20 protein-coding genes are annotated in these 20,551 nt (G+C 45.9%); 13 read left to right on the top strand and 7 right to left on the bottom strand.

What is annotated here, in order from left to right; all coding sequences use genetic code 11:
* Nucleotides 1-4: 4 nt before the first annotated feature.
* Nucleotides 5-1,285 (top strand): adenylosuccinate synthase, encoded by a 1,281-nt coding sequence (locus AB4Z45_RS06355; protein WP_441908369.1) that lies wholly within the window; start codon nt 5-7, stop codon nt 1,283-1,285.
* A 23-nt stretch (nt 1,286-1,308) separates the two neighbouring features.
* Here the strand turns inward: AB4Z45_RS06355 and AB4Z45_RS06350 are convergent, their stop codons facing one another.
* Nucleotides 1,309-1,854, bottom strand: coding sequence for a hypothetical protein (locus tag AB4Z45_RS06350; protein ID WP_441876492.1), 546 nt, complete (start codon nt 1,852-1,854; stop codon nt 1,309-1,311).
* A gap of 87 nt (nt 1,855-1,941) precedes the next feature.
* Here AB4Z45_RS06350 and rbsK point away from each other — a divergent pair, with 87 nt between their 5' ends.
* The 3 genes from rbsK (at nt 1,942) to AB4Z45_RS06335 (ending at nt 4,244) form a co-directional block, all read left to right on the top strand.
* The gene (gene rbsK, locus AB4Z45_RS06345; RefSeq protein WP_441908368.1) at nt 1,942-2,868 is read left to right on the top strand and encodes a ribokinase; all 927 of its coding nucleotides are present in this window, start codon (nt 1,942-1,944) and stop codon (nt 2,866-2,868) included.
* 79 nt (nt 2,869-2,947) lie between these two features.
* Nucleotides 2,948-3,658 (top strand): MBL fold metallo-hydrolase, encoded by a 711-nt coding sequence (locus AB4Z45_RS06340; protein WP_441908367.1) that lies wholly within the window; start codon nt 2,948-2,950, stop codon nt 3,656-3,658.
* A 19-nt stretch (nt 3,659-3,677) separates the two neighbouring features.
* Nucleotides 3,678-4,244 (top strand): TetR/AcrR family transcriptional regulator, encoded by a 567-nt coding sequence (locus AB4Z45_RS06335; protein ID WP_441908366.1) that lies wholly within the window; start codon nt 3,678-3,680, stop codon nt 4,242-4,244.
* Between the two features lie 50 nt (nt 4,245-4,294).
* Here the strand turns inward: AB4Z45_RS06335 and AB4Z45_RS06330 are convergent, their stop codons facing one another.
* From AB4Z45_RS06330 to AB4Z45_RS06305, 6 genes are all read right to left on the bottom strand, one after another.
* Nucleotides 4,295-4,744 carry a methyltransferase domain-containing protein gene (locus tag AB4Z45_RS06330; protein WP_441908365.1) on the bottom strand — a complete coding sequence of 150 codons (450 nt, stop codon included), beginning with the start codon at nt 4,742-4,744 and terminating at the stop codon, nt 4,295-4,297.
* Between the two features lie 48 nt (nt 4,745-4,792).
* Nucleotides 4,793-5,344: a glutathione peroxidase gene (locus AB4Z45_RS06325; RefSeq protein ID WP_441908364.1), complete on the bottom strand. Its 552-nt coding sequence runs from the start codon at nt 5,342-5,344 to the stop codon at nt 4,793-4,795.
* A gap of 237 nt (nt 5,345-5,581) precedes the next feature.
* Nucleotides 5,582-6,016, bottom strand: a complete 435-nt coding sequence (locus AB4Z45_RS06320) for a BclA C-terminal domain-containing protein (RefSeq protein ID WP_441908363.1) — start codon at nt 6,014-6,016, stop codon at nt 5,582-5,584.
* Between the two features lie 117 nt (nt 6,017-6,133).
* Entirely contained in the window at nt 6,134-6,418 is a 285-nt protein-coding gene (locus AB4Z45_RS06315; RefSeq protein ID WP_441908362.1) for a DUF4183 domain-containing protein, read from the bottom strand.
* A gap of 83 nt (nt 6,419-6,501) precedes the next feature.
* Nucleotides 6,502-7,107: a DUF4183 domain-containing protein gene (locus AB4Z45_RS06310; protein ID WP_441908361.1), complete on the bottom strand. Its 606-nt coding sequence runs from the start codon at nt 7,105-7,107 to the stop codon at nt 6,502-6,504.
* Nucleotides 7,108-7,337: 230 nt separating this feature from the next.
* Entirely contained in the window at nt 7,338-8,228 is an 891-nt protein-coding gene (locus tag AB4Z45_RS06305) for an ROK family protein (protein ID WP_441908360.1), read from the bottom strand.
* Between the two features lie 254 nt (nt 8,229-8,482).
* Between AB4Z45_RS06305 and AB4Z45_RS06300 the strand changes: the two genes are divergently transcribed.
* From AB4Z45_RS06300 to AB4Z45_RS06260, 9 genes are all read left to right on the top strand, one after another.
* Complete coding sequence (locus tag AB4Z45_RS06300) at nt 8,483-9,733, top strand: MFS transporter (protein ID WP_441908359.1); 1,251 nt, start codon at nt 8,483-8,485, stop codon at nt 9,731-9,733.
* A 97-nt stretch (nt 9,734-9,830) separates the two neighbouring features.
* Nucleotides 9,831-10,490 (top strand): hypothetical protein, encoded by a 660-nt coding sequence (locus tag AB4Z45_RS06295; protein WP_441908358.1) that lies wholly within the window; start codon nt 9,831-9,833, stop codon nt 10,488-10,490.
* Nucleotides 10,491-10,803: 313 nt separating this feature from the next.
* Nucleotides 10,804-12,090, top strand: a complete 1,287-nt coding sequence (locus AB4Z45_RS06290; protein ID WP_441908357.1) for an ABC transporter substrate-binding protein — start codon at nt 10,804-10,806, stop codon at nt 12,088-12,090.
* 106 nt (nt 12,091-12,196) lie between these two features.
* On the top strand, nt 12,197-13,093 hold the full coding sequence (locus AB4Z45_RS06285; protein ID WP_076267473.1) for a carbohydrate ABC transporter permease: 897 nt from the start codon (nt 12,197-12,199) through the stop codon (nt 13,091-13,093).
* The gene (locus AB4Z45_RS06280; protein ID WP_076267474.1) at nt 13,094-13,927 is read left to right on the top strand and encodes a carbohydrate ABC transporter permease; all 834 of its coding nucleotides are present in this window, start codon (nt 13,094-13,096) and stop codon (nt 13,925-13,927) included.
* Nucleotides 13,928-14,011: 84 nt separating this feature from the next.
* Nucleotides 14,012-15,763, top strand: a complete 1,752-nt coding sequence (locus tag AB4Z45_RS06275) for a family 43 glycosylhydrolase (RefSeq protein ID WP_441908356.1) — start codon at nt 14,012-14,014, stop codon at nt 15,761-15,763.
* A gap of 30 nt (nt 15,764-15,793) precedes the next feature.
* Nucleotides 15,794-17,098: an ABC transporter substrate-binding protein gene (locus AB4Z45_RS06270; RefSeq protein ID WP_441908355.1), complete on the top strand. Its 1,305-nt coding sequence runs from the start codon at nt 15,794-15,796 to the stop codon at nt 17,096-17,098.
* Nucleotides 17,099-17,108: 10 nt separating this feature from the next.
* Entirely contained in the window at nt 17,109-18,932 is a 1,824-nt protein-coding gene (locus tag AB4Z45_RS06265) for a cache domain-containing sensor histidine kinase (protein ID WP_441908354.1), read from the top strand.
* On the top strand, nt 18,925-20,550 hold the full coding sequence (locus AB4Z45_RS06260) for a response regulator (protein ID WP_441908353.1): 1,626 nt from the start codon (nt 18,925-18,927) through the stop codon (nt 20,548-20,550). Before AB4Z45_RS06265 ends, AB4Z45_RS06260 begins: the two co-directional genes overlap by 8 nt.
* The last annotated feature ends 1 nt before the right edge of the window (nt 20,551 follow it).

The following is a 20,551-nucleotide window of genomic DNA, read 5'->3' as shown; positions in this document are numbered from 1 at the left end:
TGAATTGACGGTAACCGCTATAGTGGGAGCGAATTGGGGAGATGAAGGCAAGGGGAAAATGACAGATGCGTTAGCTGCCAAATCTTCATTTGTTGTACGTTATCAAGGAGGCAGCAATGCAGGGCATACGATTATTAACAGCTACGGTAAATTCGCGATGAATATGCTGCCGTCTGGCGTCTTTTATCCAGAGATTACGAACGTCATTGGCCCAGGCACAGCTCTTGATATTGAAGTGCTGCTGCGGGAGAGGACTGAGCTGATAGCACGAGGAGTACCGGAGCCGCAAATTCGAATATCCGAACGAGCACAGGTTGTACTGCCTATTCACCGCTTATTTGACGAGCTGGAGGAGGAAAGGCTTGGCTCAAACGGCTTCGGATCGACGAAAAGAGGCATTGCTCCTTTTTATTCAGATAAATATGCAAAGCTTGGCGTACAAGTTGCGGATCTATATGATGAGCAGCGATTGCTGCAGCGTTTAGAGCAATCTTTGGCAGCCAAGAATGTACTGCTTGAGCAGTTGTACAATAGAAAGCCGATCAAAGCGGAGGAGCTTCTGACCGTGCTGCTCGAGCAAGCGGAGAAGCTGCGGCCTTTCGTTTGTGATACAACGAAGCTGTTAAATGATGCGTATCGAGCCGGAGAGTCGATATTGCTGGAAGGACAGCTTGGGGCGCTGCGTGATCCGGATCACGGCATCTATCCTTACTCCACATCATCGTCTACGCTGGCGGGCTTTGCGCCAGTAGGCGCGGGTCTTCCACCCTATGCAATTACGAGAATCATTGCGGTAGTTAAGGCGTATTCCAGCTGTGTTGGAGCCGGACCGTTCGTCAGTGAGCTGACAGGTGCGGAAGCTGATGAGCTTCGCCGTTTGGGAGGCGATGCAGGAGAATTTGGCGTGAATACAGGGCGCCCGCGCCGAATGGGGTGGTTTGATGCGGTGGCTACGCGTTATGGCTGCATGCTGCAAGGGGCTACGGAGGTTGCGCTGACCAATCTTGATGTTCTAGGATACTTAGATGAAATTCCAGTATGCATAGGTTATGAATTGGGTGGACAAATCATTAAGGATTCATTCCCAGTGACAGCAGCGCTTGCTTCCGCTAAGCCAGTGCTTAAGCGTTTGCCAGGCTGGAACTGCGATATTTCACAAGCTACAACTTTTGAGCAGTTGCCTGAAGCAGCGCAGCAATACGTTCAGTTTGTGGAAGAAGCGATTGGCGTAAAAGTTGCAAGCGTATCGGTAGGACCGCGTCGTGAGCAGCTAATCACACGATGATTTAGTATAAGAAAAGCAGAATCCTAATTGGATTCTGCTTTTTTGGCGCGTGGCCATAGGCTATAGCTAAAGCTGATGACAAAATCAATGACGAGTATGATCGACCATAAACGAAGCGTGTTAAATAAAACCTCCGTTCGCACCGCATCGCCGACCATTAAAATCATGCCATACAAGATGGCAGCGCCTATCACCCATGCGAGCAAGTGATGCAGCCAGCCATTTCGCTCGTAGCGAGCATGATCTTTGCCATATTTCGGCTTGCGAGCAGGAGCAGGTCCGCCGGCAAAGCGATGAGCGAACCTTTCATCAGCCCATTTGATCATCCGATGTCCCCAAGCGATGGAAACCCCGATATATATAGCAGCCAAGCTATGTGCGAAGGTAGCTGTTGCGCCGCCGCGGAGATCATAAATAGTAGCGATAACCAATGCCAAATCGATGAGAGGTGTTGCAATCAAAAATATAGCGCCAAGCTTTTTTAAACGGAAAATATAGCGGCATAATAAGCCGATAAGTACAAATAACCAAAATCCTATCTCGCAGCCGATAATAAAAGCGGTAATCATGTGAAGATCTACTCCTTCTGTTAAAATAGGTACATGCAGTCAAAAGAATGAACTGAATCGTTAATTAGGGAAGGGTATGAACAAACTATGAAAAAAATACTCGTTGTTGGAAGCATAAATATGGATATCGTTAGTCAGGTCGGAAAATTCCCGCTGCCGGGTGAAACAATATCAAGCGCAGCCACCTCGTTTTTTCCGGGCGGCAAAGGGGCAAATCAAGCGGTTGCAGCGGCTCGCGCAGGTGCGGAATGTGTGATGATCGGCGCAGTTGGCGAGGATCCTTTTGCTCAGGCATTGATCACATCTTTACAAGATAATGGAATTTCCACTAGTCAAGTATTACGCAAGCAAGGAACATCAGGTTTCGCTATTATTACTGTGAATGGTGAAGGCGAAAACCATATTGTTTTATCTGAGGGTGCGAATGGTCAACTGACAGACAAGGATGCAGCAGCGGGTTATGGAGAGTGGTCGGATATTTATGCCGTGCTGCTTCAAAATGAAATACCGTGGGAGACGACGCTATCCGTCATGAATAGTGCTAGCAGCAGCGGCAGTAAAGTATTTTATAACCCTGCCCCGGCAAGGGCTATTCCTGAGGATGTTTTTCCGCTTATTGATACTCTTATTATAAATGAAACCGAGGCGGCTGTTGTTACGGGCTTAACGGTAAACGATGTTTCCTCAGCGCAAGCGGCAGCAGAAGTAGTCATGGGCAAAGGAACAAAAAACGTCATTATTACATTAGGGGAGAAAGGCTGTTTCTATCAAAATAAGCAAGGCGACACAGCTACCGTTCCTGCGTTCAAAGTAAAACCTGTTGATACGACGGCAGCGGGCGATACTTTCTTCGGTGCATTCGCCGCTGCAAGCGCTGATGGATGCCAGGCTGAACAGGCTTTGATCTTTGCTGCAGGAGCAGCAGCACTAGCCGTTACGAAGGAAGGTGCCCAAGCATCGATTCCCACTAAAGCAGAAATTGAAGCTTTTCTTCAAAGCGAACAGAAAAATTAAAAATAGGCTTGCTAAAACTAATGATATTAGTTTATTATAAAACTAATATCATTAGTTTTTGTTGAGGAGGCCATTTGAAATGCGAATGACACGCGAGAAAACGGTTGTACAGCTGACCTATTTACCTAAGGTATTTCCAGTAAATTGTTACTTGGTAGAGGAGGCGGAAGGATTGACGTTGGTGGATGCCGCACTTCCAAACAACGTCAATGCCATTCTGAGGGCAGCGGAGCAACTAGGCAAGCCGATTACCCGTATAGTTTTGACTCATGCTCATGCGGATCACATCGGTTCGCTCGACGGGCTGAAAGAAAGGCTTCCAAATGCACAGGTGTTTATATCAAAGAGAGATGCAAGACTGCTTAGCGGTGATCATACGTTAGATCCTAATGAGAGCAGCTTGCCCATACGTGGCGGTTTGCCTAAAAACGTTCGAACAAAACCTGATGTTTTGCTGGTGGATGGTGATCGAGTGGGCTCTTTGCTTGCGGTAGCTGCACCAGGACACACGCCTGGTTCGATGGCATTTCTAGATACGAGGAATGATATTCTCATCGTAGGGGATGCTTTTCAAACTAGAGCAGGCGTTGCAGTATCAGGACAGATAAAGCTGCTGTTTCCTTTTCCAGCAATGGCTACTTGGGATAAACAAACGAGCTTGGAGACGGCTCGAAGGTTAAGAGATTTGAAACCATCGTTGCTCGCTGCTGGCCATGGCAACATGGTGCTGCAGCCTAAACGTTTATTGGATAAGGCGATTGCCACAGCGGAACGTTCTTTAGTTAAATAAATAGGAGAGGGGGGATTCTATGTCACCTAGAAGAGGGCTTGATTTGGCGACTATCGTAGAGGAAGCAGCTGCCATAGCAGATGAGCTAGGCATCGAAGAGGTTACGCTGGCGACGCTCGCCAAGAAGCTTGGAGTGCGTTCTCCTTCATTATATAACCATGTGGATGGATTAAACGCTTTGCGCATACAGCTGGCTATCTACGGTTTACAGAAGCTGCTTGCAGCGATAAATGAATCGTTACAAAATAAAGAAAGCGATGAAGCGGTTCATGCTATTGCTTCTGCCTACATTTCTTTTGCCAGAAAACATCCAGGCGTGTATGAGCTGACGTTGCGCTCGCCAGATTCGGATGAAGCAGAATACGTAGCAATTGGAGAGCAGCTTGTGGATTTGCTCGTTAAGACGCTAAGCTATTATGAACTTGGGTATGAGAAGGCCATTCACAGTGTACGGGGATTGCGCAGCTTGCTGCACGGATTCGCTTCGATTGAACAAAAGGGTGGATTTGGCATGCCGCAGGCTATCGACGAAAGCTTAAAAATTGTCATCCAAACGTATTTGAACGGTCTCCGTGTTAAATCATGATTGAAAAGAAGCAGGAGCCAGAGATGTTTGACTCCCGCTTCGATAGTAATTTAAGGTTTGTTAGCTTTCCAAATATACTTGTATTCTTTTACGCCTAGTTTTCCATTGATTTGATTCTCTTCAACTTTGGCGTCGAAATCCTTGCTTAATGAAGGATCAGTATAGTCAGGATTCCCGGGAATGCCTGTGAGAAACTTAGCAAATTCATTTGTGTCTGGAAAATAGAAAACAGCTTGGCTCTCATCTTTCATGGAGTTGGCAATCTTAATCATTTCCATTGAATTATCAAATCCAACAATCGACTTAGCATGACGTGACATCTTTAGTGTAAAATCTCCGTGTCCGCAACCCGCATCAAGTACCGTATCAAATGCAGGCAGCATTTCAACTAATCTTTCTTCAAATAATTGCTCAGCTGACACACCTTCGATCGTAAATACCGCATTGCTTCGATATCCGCCATTTTTTCTTGCAATTCGATCGTACCATTCTATTCCCATCCGTTTACCCTCCTAGACTACTCGAATATGTTCTCACTGGCTTACTCCTTAGGTACATAGAAGTGATATGATGGCAGGCTCAATAGCGATGGGCTCTATCGTCGATTCGAATCTTTCTTGAACAAATCCGCCGCGATTAATTAAAAACTTGGAAAAATTCCACTTGATCCCGTCCCCAGCATATATTTCTGGGTATTTCTCCTGCAGGAAGTGCTGCATCCATTGTCCGCTCGCAGTCTCTGAGTCGAAGCCTTGGAACGGAGCTTGCTGCGTCAGATATTGAAATAATGGAAGAGCTGATGCTCCTCTCACATTCGTTTTCTCAAATAGCGGGAACGTAACTTTGTAGTTGACCTCGCAAAATTGCTTCACTTCCGAATTGCTGCCTGGCTCTTTCTCGTTGAATTGGTTGCAAGGAAAAGCGAGAATTTCGAATCCTTGTTCCTGATATTTTTCGTATAACACCTGCAGATCATTGAATTGACGTGAAAAACTGCATTTGCTTGCCGTGTTGACGATCAAGATAACTTTTCCACGGTAGGATGACAGCTTTACTGTTTCTCCGAAAATGGAGAGCGCTTGAAAATCATAAATCGACATGCGGTTAACCTCCCCTGTGTTACTGATTTATTTTCTCCTCAATAACTGCGTAATATGGAAACCATTTGTATGATTCAATCTATCATATAGCCAAATATTCTATTGGTCTAATATATAAAGGGAATAAGCGTTATAGGAAAATGCAATAAACATTCGATGCAATTAGCAATAATTATAAAGTTAACTAATTATGCAGGAAAGAAAAATCCATATCCTCGTGAGGTTGTGGATTAGAAATCAACTTAATTTTTTGATTATAACAGAAGCATTTACATTTGTTTGAGTGCCACCGATTAGAGTTTGCAGCGTAACGGCAGCAGCTGAACTATGATTTCGCAGTGTGAGAGTACTGCCAGCCGCTAGAGCCATGATAGACTGCCCATTATTTTGCTGAGTACCAGCTCCTGAACCATATATGGATCCTGTAACTAGCGTTCCATTTGAGAATAGGGCGAATTGATTCGGTTCTACTCCCGGTACTGAAAAAGTAACTTCATACTTTCCAGTGGTGGAAATGGCAATCTGACTGGTTCCAGGGGAATGCGTAATACCGGGTGTGAAAATAACACTTGTATCAAAAATAATATCTGCCTCCACCGGAACAGTTTGAGCGCTGATATTATAAATATATCCGGAACCTATTGGGGGAGAGATAGGGTAAATGATCGGCATTCATATTCAACTCCTTGTTTATGATTAGAAGCTATGTAAGGAGTTAATAACCTCTAATTAAAAATAATGCCGACAATATAAAAAAAAGGATTGTCGGCACCAAGTCAACAAATTAGGTTAGTTTACAACAAATTCGAGTACAATTGGAGTCAAAGGATCGAGTGTATCACCGTCTGGTATGGTAATAGCAGTAGTCGTAACCGTTGATGTGTCTGCAGTTTGAATCTGTGCATTAATATAAAGATTGTAGTAAGCGGGAGCAGTTGGAAATGCTGTTGCAGCTGTACCGGCGTCATTCGTAGTTGCTGTTGCAAGAATATTATACGCAGCACCGACTCCAGTTCCGTCCCCTGCTGTGGCACTAAATCTTCTGGCAGCCATGAATGGTTTTGTGATTGGCATGTATATCACCTCTCTTCTCTCTACTAACTTATGCTAGTATTCGAAAAAGGGAAGGTCTGAATCGCGGAGTTTAATAGATTGAACTAAGGAACAACGATAGCCGAGAATGTAACGGTTTCGAGAATGACTGGTGTACCCGAATAAATAGTTTGATTATCGAGACTAATGTTCAAATTATGTTCATTAATGATATACAAACCGGTTGCTTGCAGTATCCCATTAATATAGAGATTGCTATAGCTATTTGGACCATTGCCTACAAAAGCAGTTATGAATGTTCCTTCATCGTTTGTAAAATCATCTGCTGGAATAGTGAATGGGGATTCGGCATCTGAGGTCATCTTATAAAAAAATCTTTGGGCAGCTGGTAAAATGAGAATAGAAGGGACGATAATAGTTCCCGATTCGCCTTGGGGCCCTTGAGGACCTTGAGGTCCTTGAAGCCCTTGAAGACCTTGAGGTCCCTGGAGTCCTTGAGCACCTTGAAGCCCTTGAAGACCTTGTGTACCTTGATGTCCTGAAGACCCCTGCGAACCTTGCGGTCCTCGAAATCCTTGGGAGCCATGTTGACAGGCAGCATGAGGCCGCCTTTTCTTGAAATTAATGATCTTTTTGTGCTTTTTCTTTCTTTTCATTGGGCAAATACGAATTGTTTTCTTCTTTGTTGCGAGTGGATTTCCCAAGCTCATTCATACCTCCCTAAATAATAAACTGTATAGGGTATGATATGACGCTATCGAACAGCGGTATGGACTAAACATCCATCACAATTAGGCTGTAAACTATTTAAATGAAAATAGGTAACGGAGTAACCAACTGTTCCAATATAACTCTATTTATTCATCACGCAAAACAGGAGCTGCTGTACAAGGCTTATAGCCTCGAACAGCAGCTCCTTCTATATTATATTTTCAACTGCTTAGTAAGCTTGTTGAATTAATGCGGCAGCGCCGATTAGTCCAGCGTCCTGCTGAAGCTTCGCGGGTACGATAGCCGTTTCCCTGCCTGATGGGTTAAGCGCGTTTTTGGATACATAGTCTCTAACCGCTGCAAAAAGTGGTTCGCCTACTTGTGAGACGCCGCCGCCGATAACGATTTTGTTCGGATCAAGAATATTGATTAGCGATACGCAGCCCATGCCGATTGTTTTGAATACACGGTTAACCAGCTCGGACATTTGGGGGTCGCCTTGTGCAGCCAGCTCAAATGCTTCTTTGGAAGAAACGTCTCGGCCGAGCAGCTCCGTCGCTTGACGGGCAACGGCTGTACCGGAAGCGACAACTTCCCATGGCGTACCGGCTTGATCCATAATCATAAAGCCAGCATCGCCGGCATTTCCTGTTGATCCAGTAAGCAGCTTGCCATGCATAAAGATGCCGGCGCCAATGCCTGTGCTTATTGTAATAAAGATGAAATGCTCGGAATCCTGTGCAGCGCCGACCCATTTCTCGGCAAGGGCAGCAGCGGTGGCATCATTCTCCATCTTAATCGGAAGCGGCAGATGGGCTTGCAATGCCTCAACAACAGGGAAGCCCCACCAGCTTTTTAAGTTTGGAGGGCAAGTCAGCTCACCCTTTATCGTATTAAGCGGTCCGGGTGCACCTACGCCGACTCCTTTAAGCGTCTCTAGCGCTAGCCCATTTTTCTCTGCCAGCTGCTTTACCGCGTCTGCAACCTGCGCAAGCATGTCTGCGGGCGTGATCTGCAGATTAGTTTTTAATGAACCTTTCGCAATAACGTTTCCTTGCTCGTCTACGAAGCCAAATGCTATTTTTGTTCCACCAATATCAATTCCTACTGCAATACTCACGTAATACCCTCCAATGATATGAAAATGACTGTGAACCTTTGAGAAAAAGTCTATCATACTACTGGAATATTAGAAAGAACCGAACGCATCAATGCCTTTTGGAAGCGTATGCTTTTTTGAGCAACTAATGCTGTACAAAAAGTGAGGAGTGTAGTAATATCCAATCGAATGAAGTGCTTGAGAGAGGATCCTTTGCAGCGCAAGGGGTCCTCCGTGCGTATATCATCAACCTAGAGAAGAAGGTAGCTGCCCAAATGGAATCCGAGGCCAAGGAAAGTTCGCGAATCATGAAGTTCGGTATGCCAATGACTGCAAATGTATGGAGAAATGCCCGCATCGATTTAGGTGCATCCTGTCTTTTCAGCTTATTTAATGTCGTCATGAACCAGTTCTATGTAGCTTTCGCGATTCAACAAGGAGCAAGCAATTTTCAAGTTGGATTATTGTCAGCAGCACCTGCCGTTGGTTTATTGTTTTCGCCATTTTGGGCGTCTTGGATTGAGAAAGCGAACAACCCCAAACCGTTCGTCGTCATTCCTAATGCCATCGGCAGATTGCTGCTGCTGTTGCCGGCTTTTTTCGCTTATCCATCCTTGTATGTAGTGGCTGCGCTTGTATTTCAGCTGTTAATGGGAGTGCAGGCTCCTGCGTATGCGGCATTAGTATCGCGTATGTATCCTTCTGATTTGCGTGGAAGACTAATGGGGTATGTGCGGGTGGCAATGGGGATTATTATGATCCCGCTTGCTTACTTTGTTGGCAGCTGGTCGGATGCCTTTGGGCCGTCAGGTCCACTCATTGCAGCTTCCATTGCGGGTTTTCTCTCTATAAGTCTATTTAATACACTGAAGCTGCCTGTACAGAAGGCTCCTGATAAACCTGCTTCTCTGAAAAAAACGAGCCGGTTCCCGCTTCAGGAGCAGTGGAAGCTCATTAAAGAAAATCGAACGCTAGCTGTTTTTTTAGCGGCGACTACACTTACCGGGTTTGGCAATATGTTTGCAAATCCGTTGTATCAAATTATACAGGTAGATGTGCTTCAGCTTTCCAATTTGCAAATTGGTTATGCTCGTGTCGCTTATTTTACAGCGCTGCTGCTTACGTTCTGGATAGCGGGCTGGATGATCGATCGCATCGATATTAAATATACGCTGTTATGCGGCATTGCAGCTTACGCTATAGTGCCGATGTTATATGGGCTTTGGGGCAGTTATGCCGCGGTCATAACCGGCAATGCGATACAAGGAATCGGGGAAGCGATTTGGGATATCGGCATATTGGCATTTGTCTTCCGACTGGCGCCTGGCCGGGAAGCAATGGTTTTCGGGCTGCATTTGATGCTTTTTGGCGTGCGAGGAACGATTGGGCCGACTTTAAGCACATCGCTTTCGCATAGTGTATCTTTGTCATTGCTGCTGGTTATTGCTTCTATATGCGGATGGATCGGTACGTTTCTATTTATATCAGGCAATTGGAAGCGGAATCCGCTTGCTCAAAAAGGTTAATTTTCGCTTCAGTTTCCGTTCATCTCATGTTCATAATCGAATGCTAGAATGTTATGAATAGAAGCTATTCATTACATATTCGTAGGAGATGAACGATATGAACAAATGGAAAGTGATGCTTAGCGCTGTAGTTATCGCTGCTGCTTTGGCAGGCTGCGGAGCTCAGGACGAACAGGTTTCATCCGATCAGCAAGTGGATGCTCAGGGCAAAGTACAGCGGAATGGAGCCAGAGCGGGCATGGGGCAGATGGGGGCTCAAGCGGATTTGATGGGTAAAGTGAAATCGGTGGATGGCCAAACGATTACCCTCTACAAATCGGCTATGGGACAAGGCGGTCCGCCGCAAGGGGATGGAACGGGCAATATGCCTGGAGCCGGCGAGGGGCAGCTGCCTCCAGAAGGCGCTGAAATGCCAGCAGAAGGTGAGGCTCCGCAACCACCCGCTGGTGATGGAACGGCTCCTGAGGGCGGCGGCAGGATGAATATGGACGCTATGTTCTCAGAGGAGACGGTGGACATTCAGGTGACAGATACGACCAAAATCATGACAGTCACCTTTGAGAATGAACAAATGGTCGAGAAAGAAATAGCGCTGGCAGATCTAAAAGCCGATGATATTTTGTCTATTATGCTAACTGACGATACGCAGATTGCAGAATCCATTACTGTTCGCACGGGAGGTTTCGGTGGTTTTGGCGGAGGCGCTGGCGGCGGCAGACAGCCAAGGCAGCAGGAGCAGCAGACAACGACGCAATAGCTGTCTGTCTTCGAATCCGCCTGCGGCGGTACCCATTAAGAATGCTTTAAATAAGGCCTACTAGGTTCGTAAGCTATAAGTATAATAAGGGGAGGACATCATCGTTCTTCCTAAGTCCCTTCCTATTATTAGGTCAACCAGAGCTTACTGGTTGGCTTTTTTTGCGTTGTACACACATTCGGTAACTAGAGCTATCCAAAAATATGTCCATATCATCTATAAATGCGGCATATGTTTGCTTTGCCCCTCCGCTTATGATGAAACCACGGAAGACACCAAGTCTATCCAATATCATTTTTAGGGGGACAAAAAAATGAGTAAAGCACGCAATAAGTTTTCAATGCTGCTTCTGATGGTCACGATCATTGCGCTGGTTGCAGCTGGCTGCAGCGGCAACAAGGATGGCGGAGAGAAGCCAGCAGACGGCGGTAAAAGCGCCGGCAGCGGCAAAAAGACAGAAATTTTGTTCTGGTCACCATTCTCTGGTTCGGATGGCCCGTTCATGAAAAAAATCGTAGACAAATATAACGGCTCGCAAGATCAATATAAAGTGAATTTCGTTATTCAGCCAAACGGCGAATATTACAAGCAATTGGACGTAGCGCTAAGCACAGGCAAAGAAAGCCCGGACATGATGATTATGCACGTTGACCAAGTACCAACTTACGCCAGCAAAGATCAATTGCAGCCGATCGATGAGATTGCAGCGGGTGCAGGCATCAATAAAGCGGACTTTGCAGATGCAGCAACGACGTATTCGACGCTCGATGGCAAGTGGTATTCCATTCCGCTTGATATCCATCCGCTTGTGATGTATTACAACAAAGATTTGTTCGATAAAGCGGGCATTTCTGCGGCTCCAACGAACCGTACAGAGTTTGATGATGCGGTTCAGAAGCTGACGGACAAAGAGAAAGGTGTTTACGGTTATGTTGTTCCAACCTTATGGCCGCAGCAGTTCATTTTCCCTACACTAGTATGGCAAAATGGCGGCGAGCTTTGGAACGGAACAGACGTAGCCTACAACTCTCCAGAAGCGGTTGAAATGGTTCAGTGGCTGCGCGGCATGGTGGATAACGGCGTTTCGCCTGGGAATGTTCAACAAGACGGCGAAAACACATTGTTCCTGCAAGGAAAAAATGCGATCCAATTCAACGGCCCGTGGATGAAATCACAATTTGATGAAGCAGGATTAAATTATGGCGTTGCCCCTGTTCCACAAATCGGTAAAGCGAAGCAAGCGGTATTCGCAGGCTCCCATGGCTTCGTTATTCCAAAAAGCGTAACGGATGCAGCCAAAACAGCAGGTATCGGCGATTTCTTGAAATACGTATCTACTAATTCCATGGACTGGGCGGAATCCGGTCAAGCGCTGGCATCGAAACCAATGCTTGAGAGTGATGCGTTTAAAGCGCTAACGTTCCAAAACAATGTAGCATCGGCATTTTCTTATGTACAATTTGCGCCAAATGTATTGAACTGGGGCACGATCTCTGAGCCAATCTGGGGCGAGCTGAACAATGCATTGCTTGGCAAAAAAGATGCACAAAAGGCTCTTGATGATGCGGCAGCCAAATCGAAGCAAGCAATGAAAAAATAAATATTCGTAAGCAGCGAGGAGGATGGGAATTGCAGAGTCCGTTCCCATCTTCTAAAGCTGCGATTGCTTGTGCTAGAAAATATGGAAAGCGTCAGGGGGACTCCGATTGAAAACGACATTTGCGTCACGATTCACTTCTTTTTTATTCGTACTGCCATACTTAGCAGCGTTCAGTATTTTTTTGCTGTTCCCGATTCTGTACGGCGTATATATCAGCCTTCAAAATTTCGAGCTGCTATCGAAGGAACATGAATTTGTTGGACTTGCCAACTACATCAAAATTTTCACGCCAGGCACATATCTCAATGATATTTTCTTTAGAGGGTTGTGGGTAACCGCTCAATTTGTCTTATTTTCGGTTCCACTCTTAATCATTGTTGGGTTGTCATTAGCGATGCTTGTTAATGCGCTGCCTGCCAAAATACGCGGTTTGTTTCGTACCTTTTATTTTCTTCCGTACGCGTTGTCAGCTTCCGTTATGGCGGTCATTTGGCTGATGATGTTCGATACGAATGCCGGTTTTCTTAATAGTATGCTTGCGAAGCTTGGCATCAACAGCATTCCTTGGCTAACGGATACGCCATGGGCGTGGATTTCACTTATTGTGACGACGCTTTGGTGGACAATTGGCTTCAATATGATTATTTTTATAAATGCACTAAATGAAGTGCCAGAGGATTTCTATGAAGCTGCTTCGATTGATGGGGCAAACGCATGGAATAAATTTACGAAAATAACGCTACCGTCGATTCGTCCGGTTATGCTGTTCATTATGATAACATCGACGATTGCTTCCTTTAATATTTATGCGCAGCCTTATTTATTGACACGCGGCGGACCCGGCGATACAACGAAGGTGCTGCTCATCAATGTGCTGGATCAAGCCTTTTTACGCAAAGAAGTAGGTTCAGCTTCAGCGATGGCAATCGTTATGGCACTGCTCATTATTATTATATCCATCGTACAGTTCAAGCTGACGAGCGGCAGAAAGGGAGAGGTTTAAATGGTAAAGACAAAAAAGTTGTGGCTTATCGTGCTTGCCATAATCATTGCGGTATTTTTCCTACTCCCGCTCGTTTGGATGATTTCAACATCGTTTAAAAATGATTTCGAAGCATTGTCTGGGAAAATGAACTTTTTTCCGATAAAACCAACGATCGATAACTTCGTACAAGGCTTGACCGGTGAACTAATGAACGTACCTATTACGCGCTGGATTGTTAACTCCTTGTCGGTTGGGCTCATTGGCACCATTCTCGTACTCATTATCGATTCTATGGCGGCTTACGCATTGGCGAGATTAAACGATTTGCCGCTTCGCAGAATTATGCTTTCCTTATTTATCGCTTCACTTATGATTCCTGGCGTGCTCACGTTTCTGCCCATGTATTTGGAATTTAATGCCCTCAATTTAATCAATACGTATCCCGCACTGATTTTACCGGCAACTGCGGGGGCGTTTGGGGTTTTTTTGCTCTATCAGTTTTTCGCCTCCTTTCCAAAGGAAATCGAAGAAGCGGCGCGTATTGACGGAGCGAACAAGTGGCAAATTTATGCTCGTATTTTATTGCCATCCGCCGTTTCTATTATGGTGACATTAGCCATCTTCACTTTTATGGGGATTTATAACGATTTTGTATGGCCGCTTTATGCGACAACATCACCAGAGATGCGCACGATCACGGCGGGTATAGCGATGATGGCAACAGGAAGCTATACCCAAAGCTACGGCAAGCTTATGGCGATGACGACAGTCGCAACGCTGCCAGTCGTTATTGTGTTCATTCTTGGACAGCGTTCCTTTGTGAGAGCCATTACACAATCGGCAGTGAAATAATCAATGATTACACCGATATGGCAAGGAGAAGAGACCGATAAGGTCTCTTTCTGTCCATGTTGGCGAGTAAGCGGAGGGAATGGCATGAAACTTAATCGTAAGCGTATAACTCTGATCGCATCTTTGATTGCGGTAATTATTATTATTTTGGGGGCTTGGATCGTGAATAAAATGAATCATGACACTACGGCTGCGGGAGCTTATAATGGGCATGGTGGAACGTTCAAAAATACGTTAGCATCTATGGACACACCAGATCCGAGCATCATTTACGTCAATGGATTTTATTATATGACGTTTACGCATAACGGAACGGATATTATGCTTATGAAATCAAGATCGCTCGACTTCAATCAAGCAGAGCGGAAGGTGGTATGGTACCCGCCTGTGGATACGATGTATTCGGCAAATTTGTGGGCGCCGGAAATTCAATATCTTCAAGGAAAGTTTTATATCTATTTTGCAGCAGATAACGGTGAAAATGAAAACCATCGCATGTATGCGCTCGAAGCGGAGACCAGCGATCCGATGGGCAGCTATGCGTTTAAAGGTCAAGTGACGGATGCGACAAACAAATGGGCTATTGACGGCCTAGCGCTTGAGCATGAGGGGCAGCTGTATTTTGTATGGTCGGGCTGGGAAGGCGATTTAAATGTACAACAAAATACGTACATTGCACCGATGAGCAATCCATACACGATTAGCGGACCGCGAGTATTGCTTAGCGAGCCGGATTTGGAGTGGGAGAGAGCAGGCGGACCTCCGTTCATTAATGAGGGCCAAGCGATTTTGAAAAAAGACGGCCGTGTATGGATTGCCTATTCTGGTGCGGGAAGCTGGACACCGTTCTATAGCATAGGCTTATTGTCATTAGAGCTGGGAGCAGATCCGCTTGATCCGGCGAAATGGACAAAAGCTGAGCAGCCGCTTATGCAAATGGATGGAGATGCTGAGGTTTACGGTCCTGGTCACAATACGTTTGTTGCCTCGCCAGACGGAACCGAGGATTGGATCGTCTATCATGCGACAAGCGGTCAAGGGGACGGCTGGAATAATCGAAAGGCGCGTGCCCAGCGGATTGAATGGCAGAAGGATGGTTTGCCTGTCTTTGGTTCTCCATTATCGCTTGCAACACCAATTGAAGTACCGGCGGGCACAGGATTAATCCGTGCTGAGCATGCAGCAGCTGCTGATAAAGACAACTTAGTTTTCAGCGGGATATCCTCATCACTTGATACGGATGCCCCATTATTAGTCCATTACACAAACGATGCGGCAACAGAGCAGCGTATTCAGGTCAATGTAAATGATGCGGCTGGTGCAGAAATTATACTTCCACCTACTAAGCCAAATGAAGTGGGATATGTATATGCTTCAATTGCGCTGAACGAAGGGCAAAACAAGCTATCTTTTATAGGAAACCAGGCAGCTAATCTGATCTCGGCGATTGAAATTCCACGTTTTGAAGCGGAGTACGCGCAGTTCTCATCATACAGTGAGCTTATTGAAAGCTCGACAAAATCGAATGGCCGTTCTGTTCAATTGGCAGAGGGTGATAAGGACGCGATTCGATTGGATCATGTTAGAGTTCCGATGAATGGGAAATATGCTTTACATTTAAGTGTGGCTAATCGAACAGGAAGCAATCAGATGCTGGAGCTGAAGGTTAATGGCGGACGAGTACAAAAGATAAGCATTCCCGCAAGCGAGGCAGATGCAGTGCAGCAGATAACCGTAAGCGTAAAGCTGAAAATAGATGACAATGCTTTGCAATTTGGAAATGCGACCGGGCCGCTTGAAATCGATTATATCGATGTTGTATCCGATAGAAACTAACTAACAACTCAGGCAACGGAGGCGCTAGACATGAATATAAAAAAAAGGAGCGCGCCGTGGGTCTCCTATACACTAATTGGTCTTCTGGTCATTGCCTTGACAAGCTGCGCCTCCGAGCAAGAAGCAAATCAGCAGAAAGAAGAGACGAAGCCTGAGGCTATAAGGCTTGAGTACTGGACGCCGTTTAGCGGCGGCGACAATCAGTTTATGACGGAAATGGTTACGCGATTTAATGAAGAGAATCCGACGATTAACGTTGTGCAAGTAAACTCTCGATTGGATGACTATTACACGAGGCTAAAAACGGCGATAATGTCTGGCAATGCGCCGGAGCTTGCGATTTTGCATCAGACAAGTTTGCCGCAGTTCGTTCAAAACGGCTATATCGAGAATCTGACAGAGCCTGCTAAGCAGATCGGGCTGGACTGGTCGGGCTTTAATCGCAATATTCTCGATTCTACTATGTATGACGGAATCCCTTATGCCGTGCCGCTTGATACGCATGCGCTTGTTATGTTTTACAATAAAACCTATTTGCGTAAAGCAGGTCTAATTGATGAGGCGGATAAGCCATTGATCGGAGCAGGAGCTGCGGGATTCGAAGCTTTCCTGCAGAAGCTTAAGTCTTCGATACCAGCCGACATTGCGCCGATGGCTCAGCCGAGTACTCGGATTGATTCCGTATGGCTTTGGTGGAGTCTTTATAACCAAATAGACGGCGGGGGCAGCTTCTATAATGAGGATGCAAGTGCTGCTGTATTCAACAATCCGCAAGCGCTGCAAGCGCTAAGCTATATGAATGATTTGTACAAAAAAGAGCTTATTCCGCCTGATATTAATGATGCATTCAAGCTTTTTTATGATGGAAAAGCTGCGGTGCTAATTACAGGGATGTGGGGAACGGGTGCTTTTGAGAAAGCAAAAAATTTGGACTTTGGCGTAATTCCAATGCCTGCGTTGTTCGACCGCGCTGCGGTATGGGGAGATTCGCACACCATTGCCATACCAACCAAGCATGGGATGACGGATGAGAAGAAGCGAGCGGCGCTTACTTTTGTCAAATGGTGTGTAGAAAACGGTGCGATGTGGGCGGAAGCGGGCCATGTGCCAAGCATGACAAAGGTCGTTGCCAGCGAACCGTTTAACAGCTTGAATTACAGAAGCTCTTATGCAGCTTCCGCAAACTATGTAGCTTATTGGCCGCGCCATGTCCGGCAATGGTCGATCGTTGAAATTTTAATTCAAGAATTTGAAAAAATGAATTATTCGGAGCAAACGCCTGAGGAAACGCTGCAAGCAGCCGTGAAAAGGGTGAACATCGAGCTGAGGAAGTAAGGAGATAGCTATGAAGCGGGTACTCGCGGTGATTGGGTGGTTCAAAAATCAGGAGCTGGCACGAAAGCTCATACTCATAAACTTTATACTCATCGTGCTTCCACTCAGCGTTATGGGGTATTTCGCCTTCACTCGGTTTGCTTCGACGCTTGAGCAGAAGGTCGGCGACTATCAACTGCAGACGATGAAGCAGCTGACGCTAAATCTGGATACTTATATGGCAGAATTAGATCGTTTGACGCTTATGCCCTATCAATATGAGCAAATTACAGCTTTTCTAGAGAGCAAGCGTGAGCAGGGTCAGGCTTTGACACTGGAAGAGATCAAGCAATTAAACAGCTTTGTCTCCCAAGTATTTCTGAACGGCCGCATCGATATTGTGGGCGTCTCGTTATTTGGGGAAAGCGGCGCATCCTACGTTGTACTGCCGGAAAGCCAATATGTCACGACGTATCGACTAGATGAGAATGCGCAGTGGCTCCAAAACGAGAAGGGCGGCAACGGACAATCCATTTTTATTACAACCCATAATATTCAGTCTACCAGCGGAACGGTATACCCCGTGTTCTCTATTGCAAGGGAGCTGCGCAGCTTTGATAGCGGAAAAAAGCTTGGATATATCGTTATTGATGTAGATCCAACGGTCATTCATAAGATGATATCGCAGGTTACGCTCGGAACGAAGGAAGCTTTATATATTATGGATCAAGAAGGCGGAGTCGTTGTTGGTAAAAATCGAACGATGCCGCAAGAGGCTTTGGGAGGCCTTTATAAGGATAAAGCGCCGGAAGGGGTTACACACGCTGCACTTAACGGAGAGCGGCAGCTCGTTTCTTACGTGACGTCATCGATCACCAATTGGATGACAGTTGGAGTTGTTCCGGTGTCGGAGCTGATGAAGGACAGTTTAATTATGCGGAATTCGATTATTCTGTTTGGTGTCATTTGTATGGGTCTTGCTATGCTTATGTCGGTATTCCTTGCGTTTCGAATAACTGAGCCGCTGCGAGGTTTAATTAGGCTCATGCGAAAGGTGGAACGCGGCGATCTTCTCGTATCCTTTCCCGTCAAGCAATGGGATGAAGTTGGCCATTTGGGCAAAGCGTTCAATACGATGGTATCCAAGCTAAGCGAGCTTGGTTACTTGCTTTATGAGACAGAGATTCGCGAGAAGGATGCGCAGATTGCGGCTTTGCAAAGCAAAATCAATCCGCATTTTTTGTATAATACGCTTGGATCGATCAGTATGTATGCAGAAGTCGACGGCAATCAAGAGGTTGTCAAAATGACGAACAATTTAAGCAGGCTGCTGCGTTACAGCTTGAGCAGCCAGAAAGAACATGTCAACCTTGAGGATGAGCTGGGACATGTCTTGGGTTACATGACGATTCAAAAAATGCGCTATGAGGATCGGATCGATTTTCGATTAGACCGAGAAGAAGCTTCTTTGACCTGTATGGTCATTCCCTTAATTATTCAACCGATTGTCGAGAACGCCATTAACCACGGCATCGATCAGGGTGTGGGCAACGGGCGAATTACATTAACCTGCAAAATAGAAGAAAACGTGCTGCGTATTGTCATTGAAGACGATGGCATTGGAATGACGGAGGAGCAGGTTGCGGATATTCGCCGTCGGCTGCAGCATTCGAAGGATTTAGGAGGCAGCTCCGGCAATGGATTATTAAATGTCCATCGCAGAATTGTTCTTCATTATGGTGAATCGTATGGTTTAATGCTGGAGAGCATGCCATATCAAGGCTTGAAAGTAACGATGACTTTTCCTGCTGTATTTGAGAAGCCTGATCAAATGAAAGGGGATGCTCATGCCTAGAATCGTTATTGTAGATGATGAATCGATATTTCGAAAGGGCTTGCGCAAAATGATAATAGAACTCGACCCGGAATGGGAGGTCGTTGGTGAAGCGCGGGATGGTTATGAAGCATTGCAGCTGGTGGAGGAGCTTGAGCCAGAAGCTATTCTGACGGACATTCGGATGCCTCGCATGGATGGCATTCAATTGCAGCAGATGATGAAGGAGCGTTTTCCGCATGTGTTATGCGTCGTTATCAGCGGGTTTGATGATTTTGTCTATATTCAACAATCGATGAGGCAAGGCGCGAAGGATTATATGATGAAGCCGATTGAGCGCGAAGAACTGGATAAGGTGCTTCAAATGCTTAAAGAGAAAGTGCAGCTTAGCCAAGCGGTTCCCGTCAGCAACCCCCATCGTGATGAGCACCGGATTAGGCAGCATGTCAGTGAACATCTGTTAACCGGCCTTCTGAAGGGCAGCGTGAATGAAGCGGATTTGGAGCTGCTTCGGACCATTGGGATTGACTTTCATCAACCTTTCTTCACCTGCATGGTTGTGAAATTAGACAAAAATTCAATCGGCAGTGAGCGGTATAATCAAGCTGATCCTTCTTTGTTTCAACTATATATTCAACAGCTCGTGCAAGAAGTGCTGAGCAGGAGAACAAATGGCTTTTGTTTCATCATGTCGGAGACAGAAGTAGCGGCGCTGTTAAATATTGAGGACAGCGACCAAGCGATGGCTGCCGTGCGGGAAATAGGCGAGACGATTCGCAGACAAATTACAAGCTTGTCGAATATGACGGTCACGATAGGCATAGGCCAGGTGGCAAAAGGCTTTAAATCGATATCCGATGCGTACAACGAAGCGGAAATTGCTTTGCTTCACAGGCTCATCGTTGGCGGAGATAAAGTGTTGGTCTACAGTGATTTAGGCACGGATGACCGTTTCAAAGGCGAGCTGAAAACATGGTCGTGGGAGAAGCTGGATCTGGCCATGAATGAGGGGAAGCTGGATCAGGTCGCGGCGGCAGCCCATGCTTTCGTTAGTGAGCTTTGCCTTAATGCCAAAACGCCGGAAACCGTGCATCAGCAGCTATGCAAATTGCTCATACATTATTATGAAGCAGCAGGGCGGCTGCGGCTAACGAAGCAGTGGCTGGGCATGAAGGATATGAAAACCGTTTTATTTGATATTTGCTCGATCTCTTCCAGAGAAGAGCTTATGGAAGCATGCTCACAGCTGCTCGTTCGTTTAGCTATATGTATCGCTGAGAGTACGGCGCAGCCTGAGCATGATCCCATTGAAAAATCGATTCGATATATTGAGCAGCATTATTCCAAGGCGCTGACGCTTAAAGAGGTAGCCGATTCCGTCTATTTAAATGCAGCATATTTCAGCACCTTGTTCAAGAAGCAAACCGGGAAATCCTTCGTTGAGCGGCTTACTGAGATTCGAATCTTTGAAGCGAAGCGGCAAATGGTTCAAACCGATAATAAAATTGCGACGATAGCTGAACATACGGGCTTCACGAATATCCGCCATTTTAACCGTGTGTTTCGCAATGAAACCGGTATGTCGCCAAAGGAATACCGTGAAGATATCCATATCAAACCAAATGTTATGCAGAACTAAC

Origin of the sequence: Paenibacillus sp. MCAF9, from assembly GCF_052114265.1 — a bacterium.
Lineage (GTDB): Bacteria > Bacillota > Bacilli > Paenibacillales > Paenibacillaceae > Pristimantibacillus.
The sequence above is the reverse complement of the archived record's forward strand: the minus strand, read 5'-3'. Positions and strand labels throughout refer to the sequence as shown.

What these genes read in the sequence shown, in the direction of transcription:
- AB4Z45_RS06265 (WP_441908354.1), top strand. Translation starts at nt 17,109, where the DNA reads ATGAAGCGGGTACTCGCGGTGATTGGGTGGTTCAAAAATCAGGAGCTG.
- AB4Z45_RS06350 (WP_441876492.1), bottom strand. Translation starts at nt 1,854, where the DNA reads ATGATTACCGCTTTTATTATCGGCTGCGAGATAGGATTTTGGTTATTT.
- AB4Z45_RS06260 (WP_441908353.1), top strand. Translation starts at nt 18,925, where the DNA reads ATGCCTAGAATCGTTATTGTAGATGATGAATCGATATTTCGAAAGGGC.
- AB4Z45_RS06280 (WP_076267474.1), top strand. Translation starts at nt 13,094, where the DNA reads ATGGTAAAGACAAAAAAGTTGTGGCTTATCGTGCTTGCCATAATCATT.
- AB4Z45_RS06290 (WP_441908357.1), top strand. Translation starts at nt 10,804, where the DNA reads ATGAGTAAAGCACGCAATAAGTTTTCAATGCTGCTTCTGATGGTCACG.
- AB4Z45_RS06340 (WP_441908367.1), top strand. Translation starts at nt 2,948, where the DNA reads ATGCGAATGACACGCGAGAAAACGGTTGTACAGCTGACCTATTTACCT.
- AB4Z45_RS06310 (WP_441908361.1), bottom strand. Translation starts at nt 7,107, where the DNA reads ATGAGCTTGGGAAATCCACTCGCAACAAAGAAGAAAACAATTCGTATT.
- AB4Z45_RS06315 (WP_441908362.1), bottom strand. Translation starts at nt 6,418, where the DNA reads ATGCCAATCACAAAACCATTCATGGCTGCCAGAAGATTTAGTGCCACA.
- AB4Z45_RS06325 (WP_441908364.1), bottom strand. Translation starts at nt 5,344, where the DNA reads ATGTCGATTTATGATTTTCAAGCGCTCTCCATTTTCGGAGAAACAGTA.
- AB4Z45_RS06330 (WP_441908365.1), bottom strand. Translation starts at nt 4,744, where the DNA reads ATGGGAATAGAATGGTACGATCGAATTGCAAGAAAAAATGGCGGATAT.
- AB4Z45_RS06270 (WP_441908355.1), top strand. Translation starts at nt 15,794, where the DNA reads ATGAATATAAAAAAAAGGAGCGCGCCGTGGGTCTCCTATACACTAATT.
- rbsK (WP_441908368.1), top strand. Translation starts at nt 1,942, where the DNA reads ATGAAAAAAATACTCGTTGTTGGAAGCATAAATATGGATATCGTTAGT.
- AB4Z45_RS06320 (WP_441908363.1), bottom strand. Translation starts at nt 6,016, where the DNA reads ATGCCGATCATTTACCCTATCTCTCCCCCAATAGGTTCCGGATATATT.
- AB4Z45_RS06335 (WP_441908366.1), top strand. Translation starts at nt 3,678, where the DNA reads ATGTCACCTAGAAGAGGGCTTGATTTGGCGACTATCGTAGAGGAAGCA.
- AB4Z45_RS06275 (WP_441908356.1), top strand. Translation starts at nt 14,012, where the DNA reads ATGAAACTTAATCGTAAGCGTATAACTCTGATCGCATCTTTGATTGCG.
- AB4Z45_RS06295 (WP_441908358.1), top strand. Translation starts at nt 9,831, where the DNA reads ATGAACAAATGGAAAGTGATGCTTAGCGCTGTAGTTATCGCTGCTGCT.
- AB4Z45_RS06300 (WP_441908359.1), top strand. Translation starts at nt 8,483, where the DNA reads ATGGAATCCGAGGCCAAGGAAAGTTCGCGAATCATGAAGTTCGGTATG.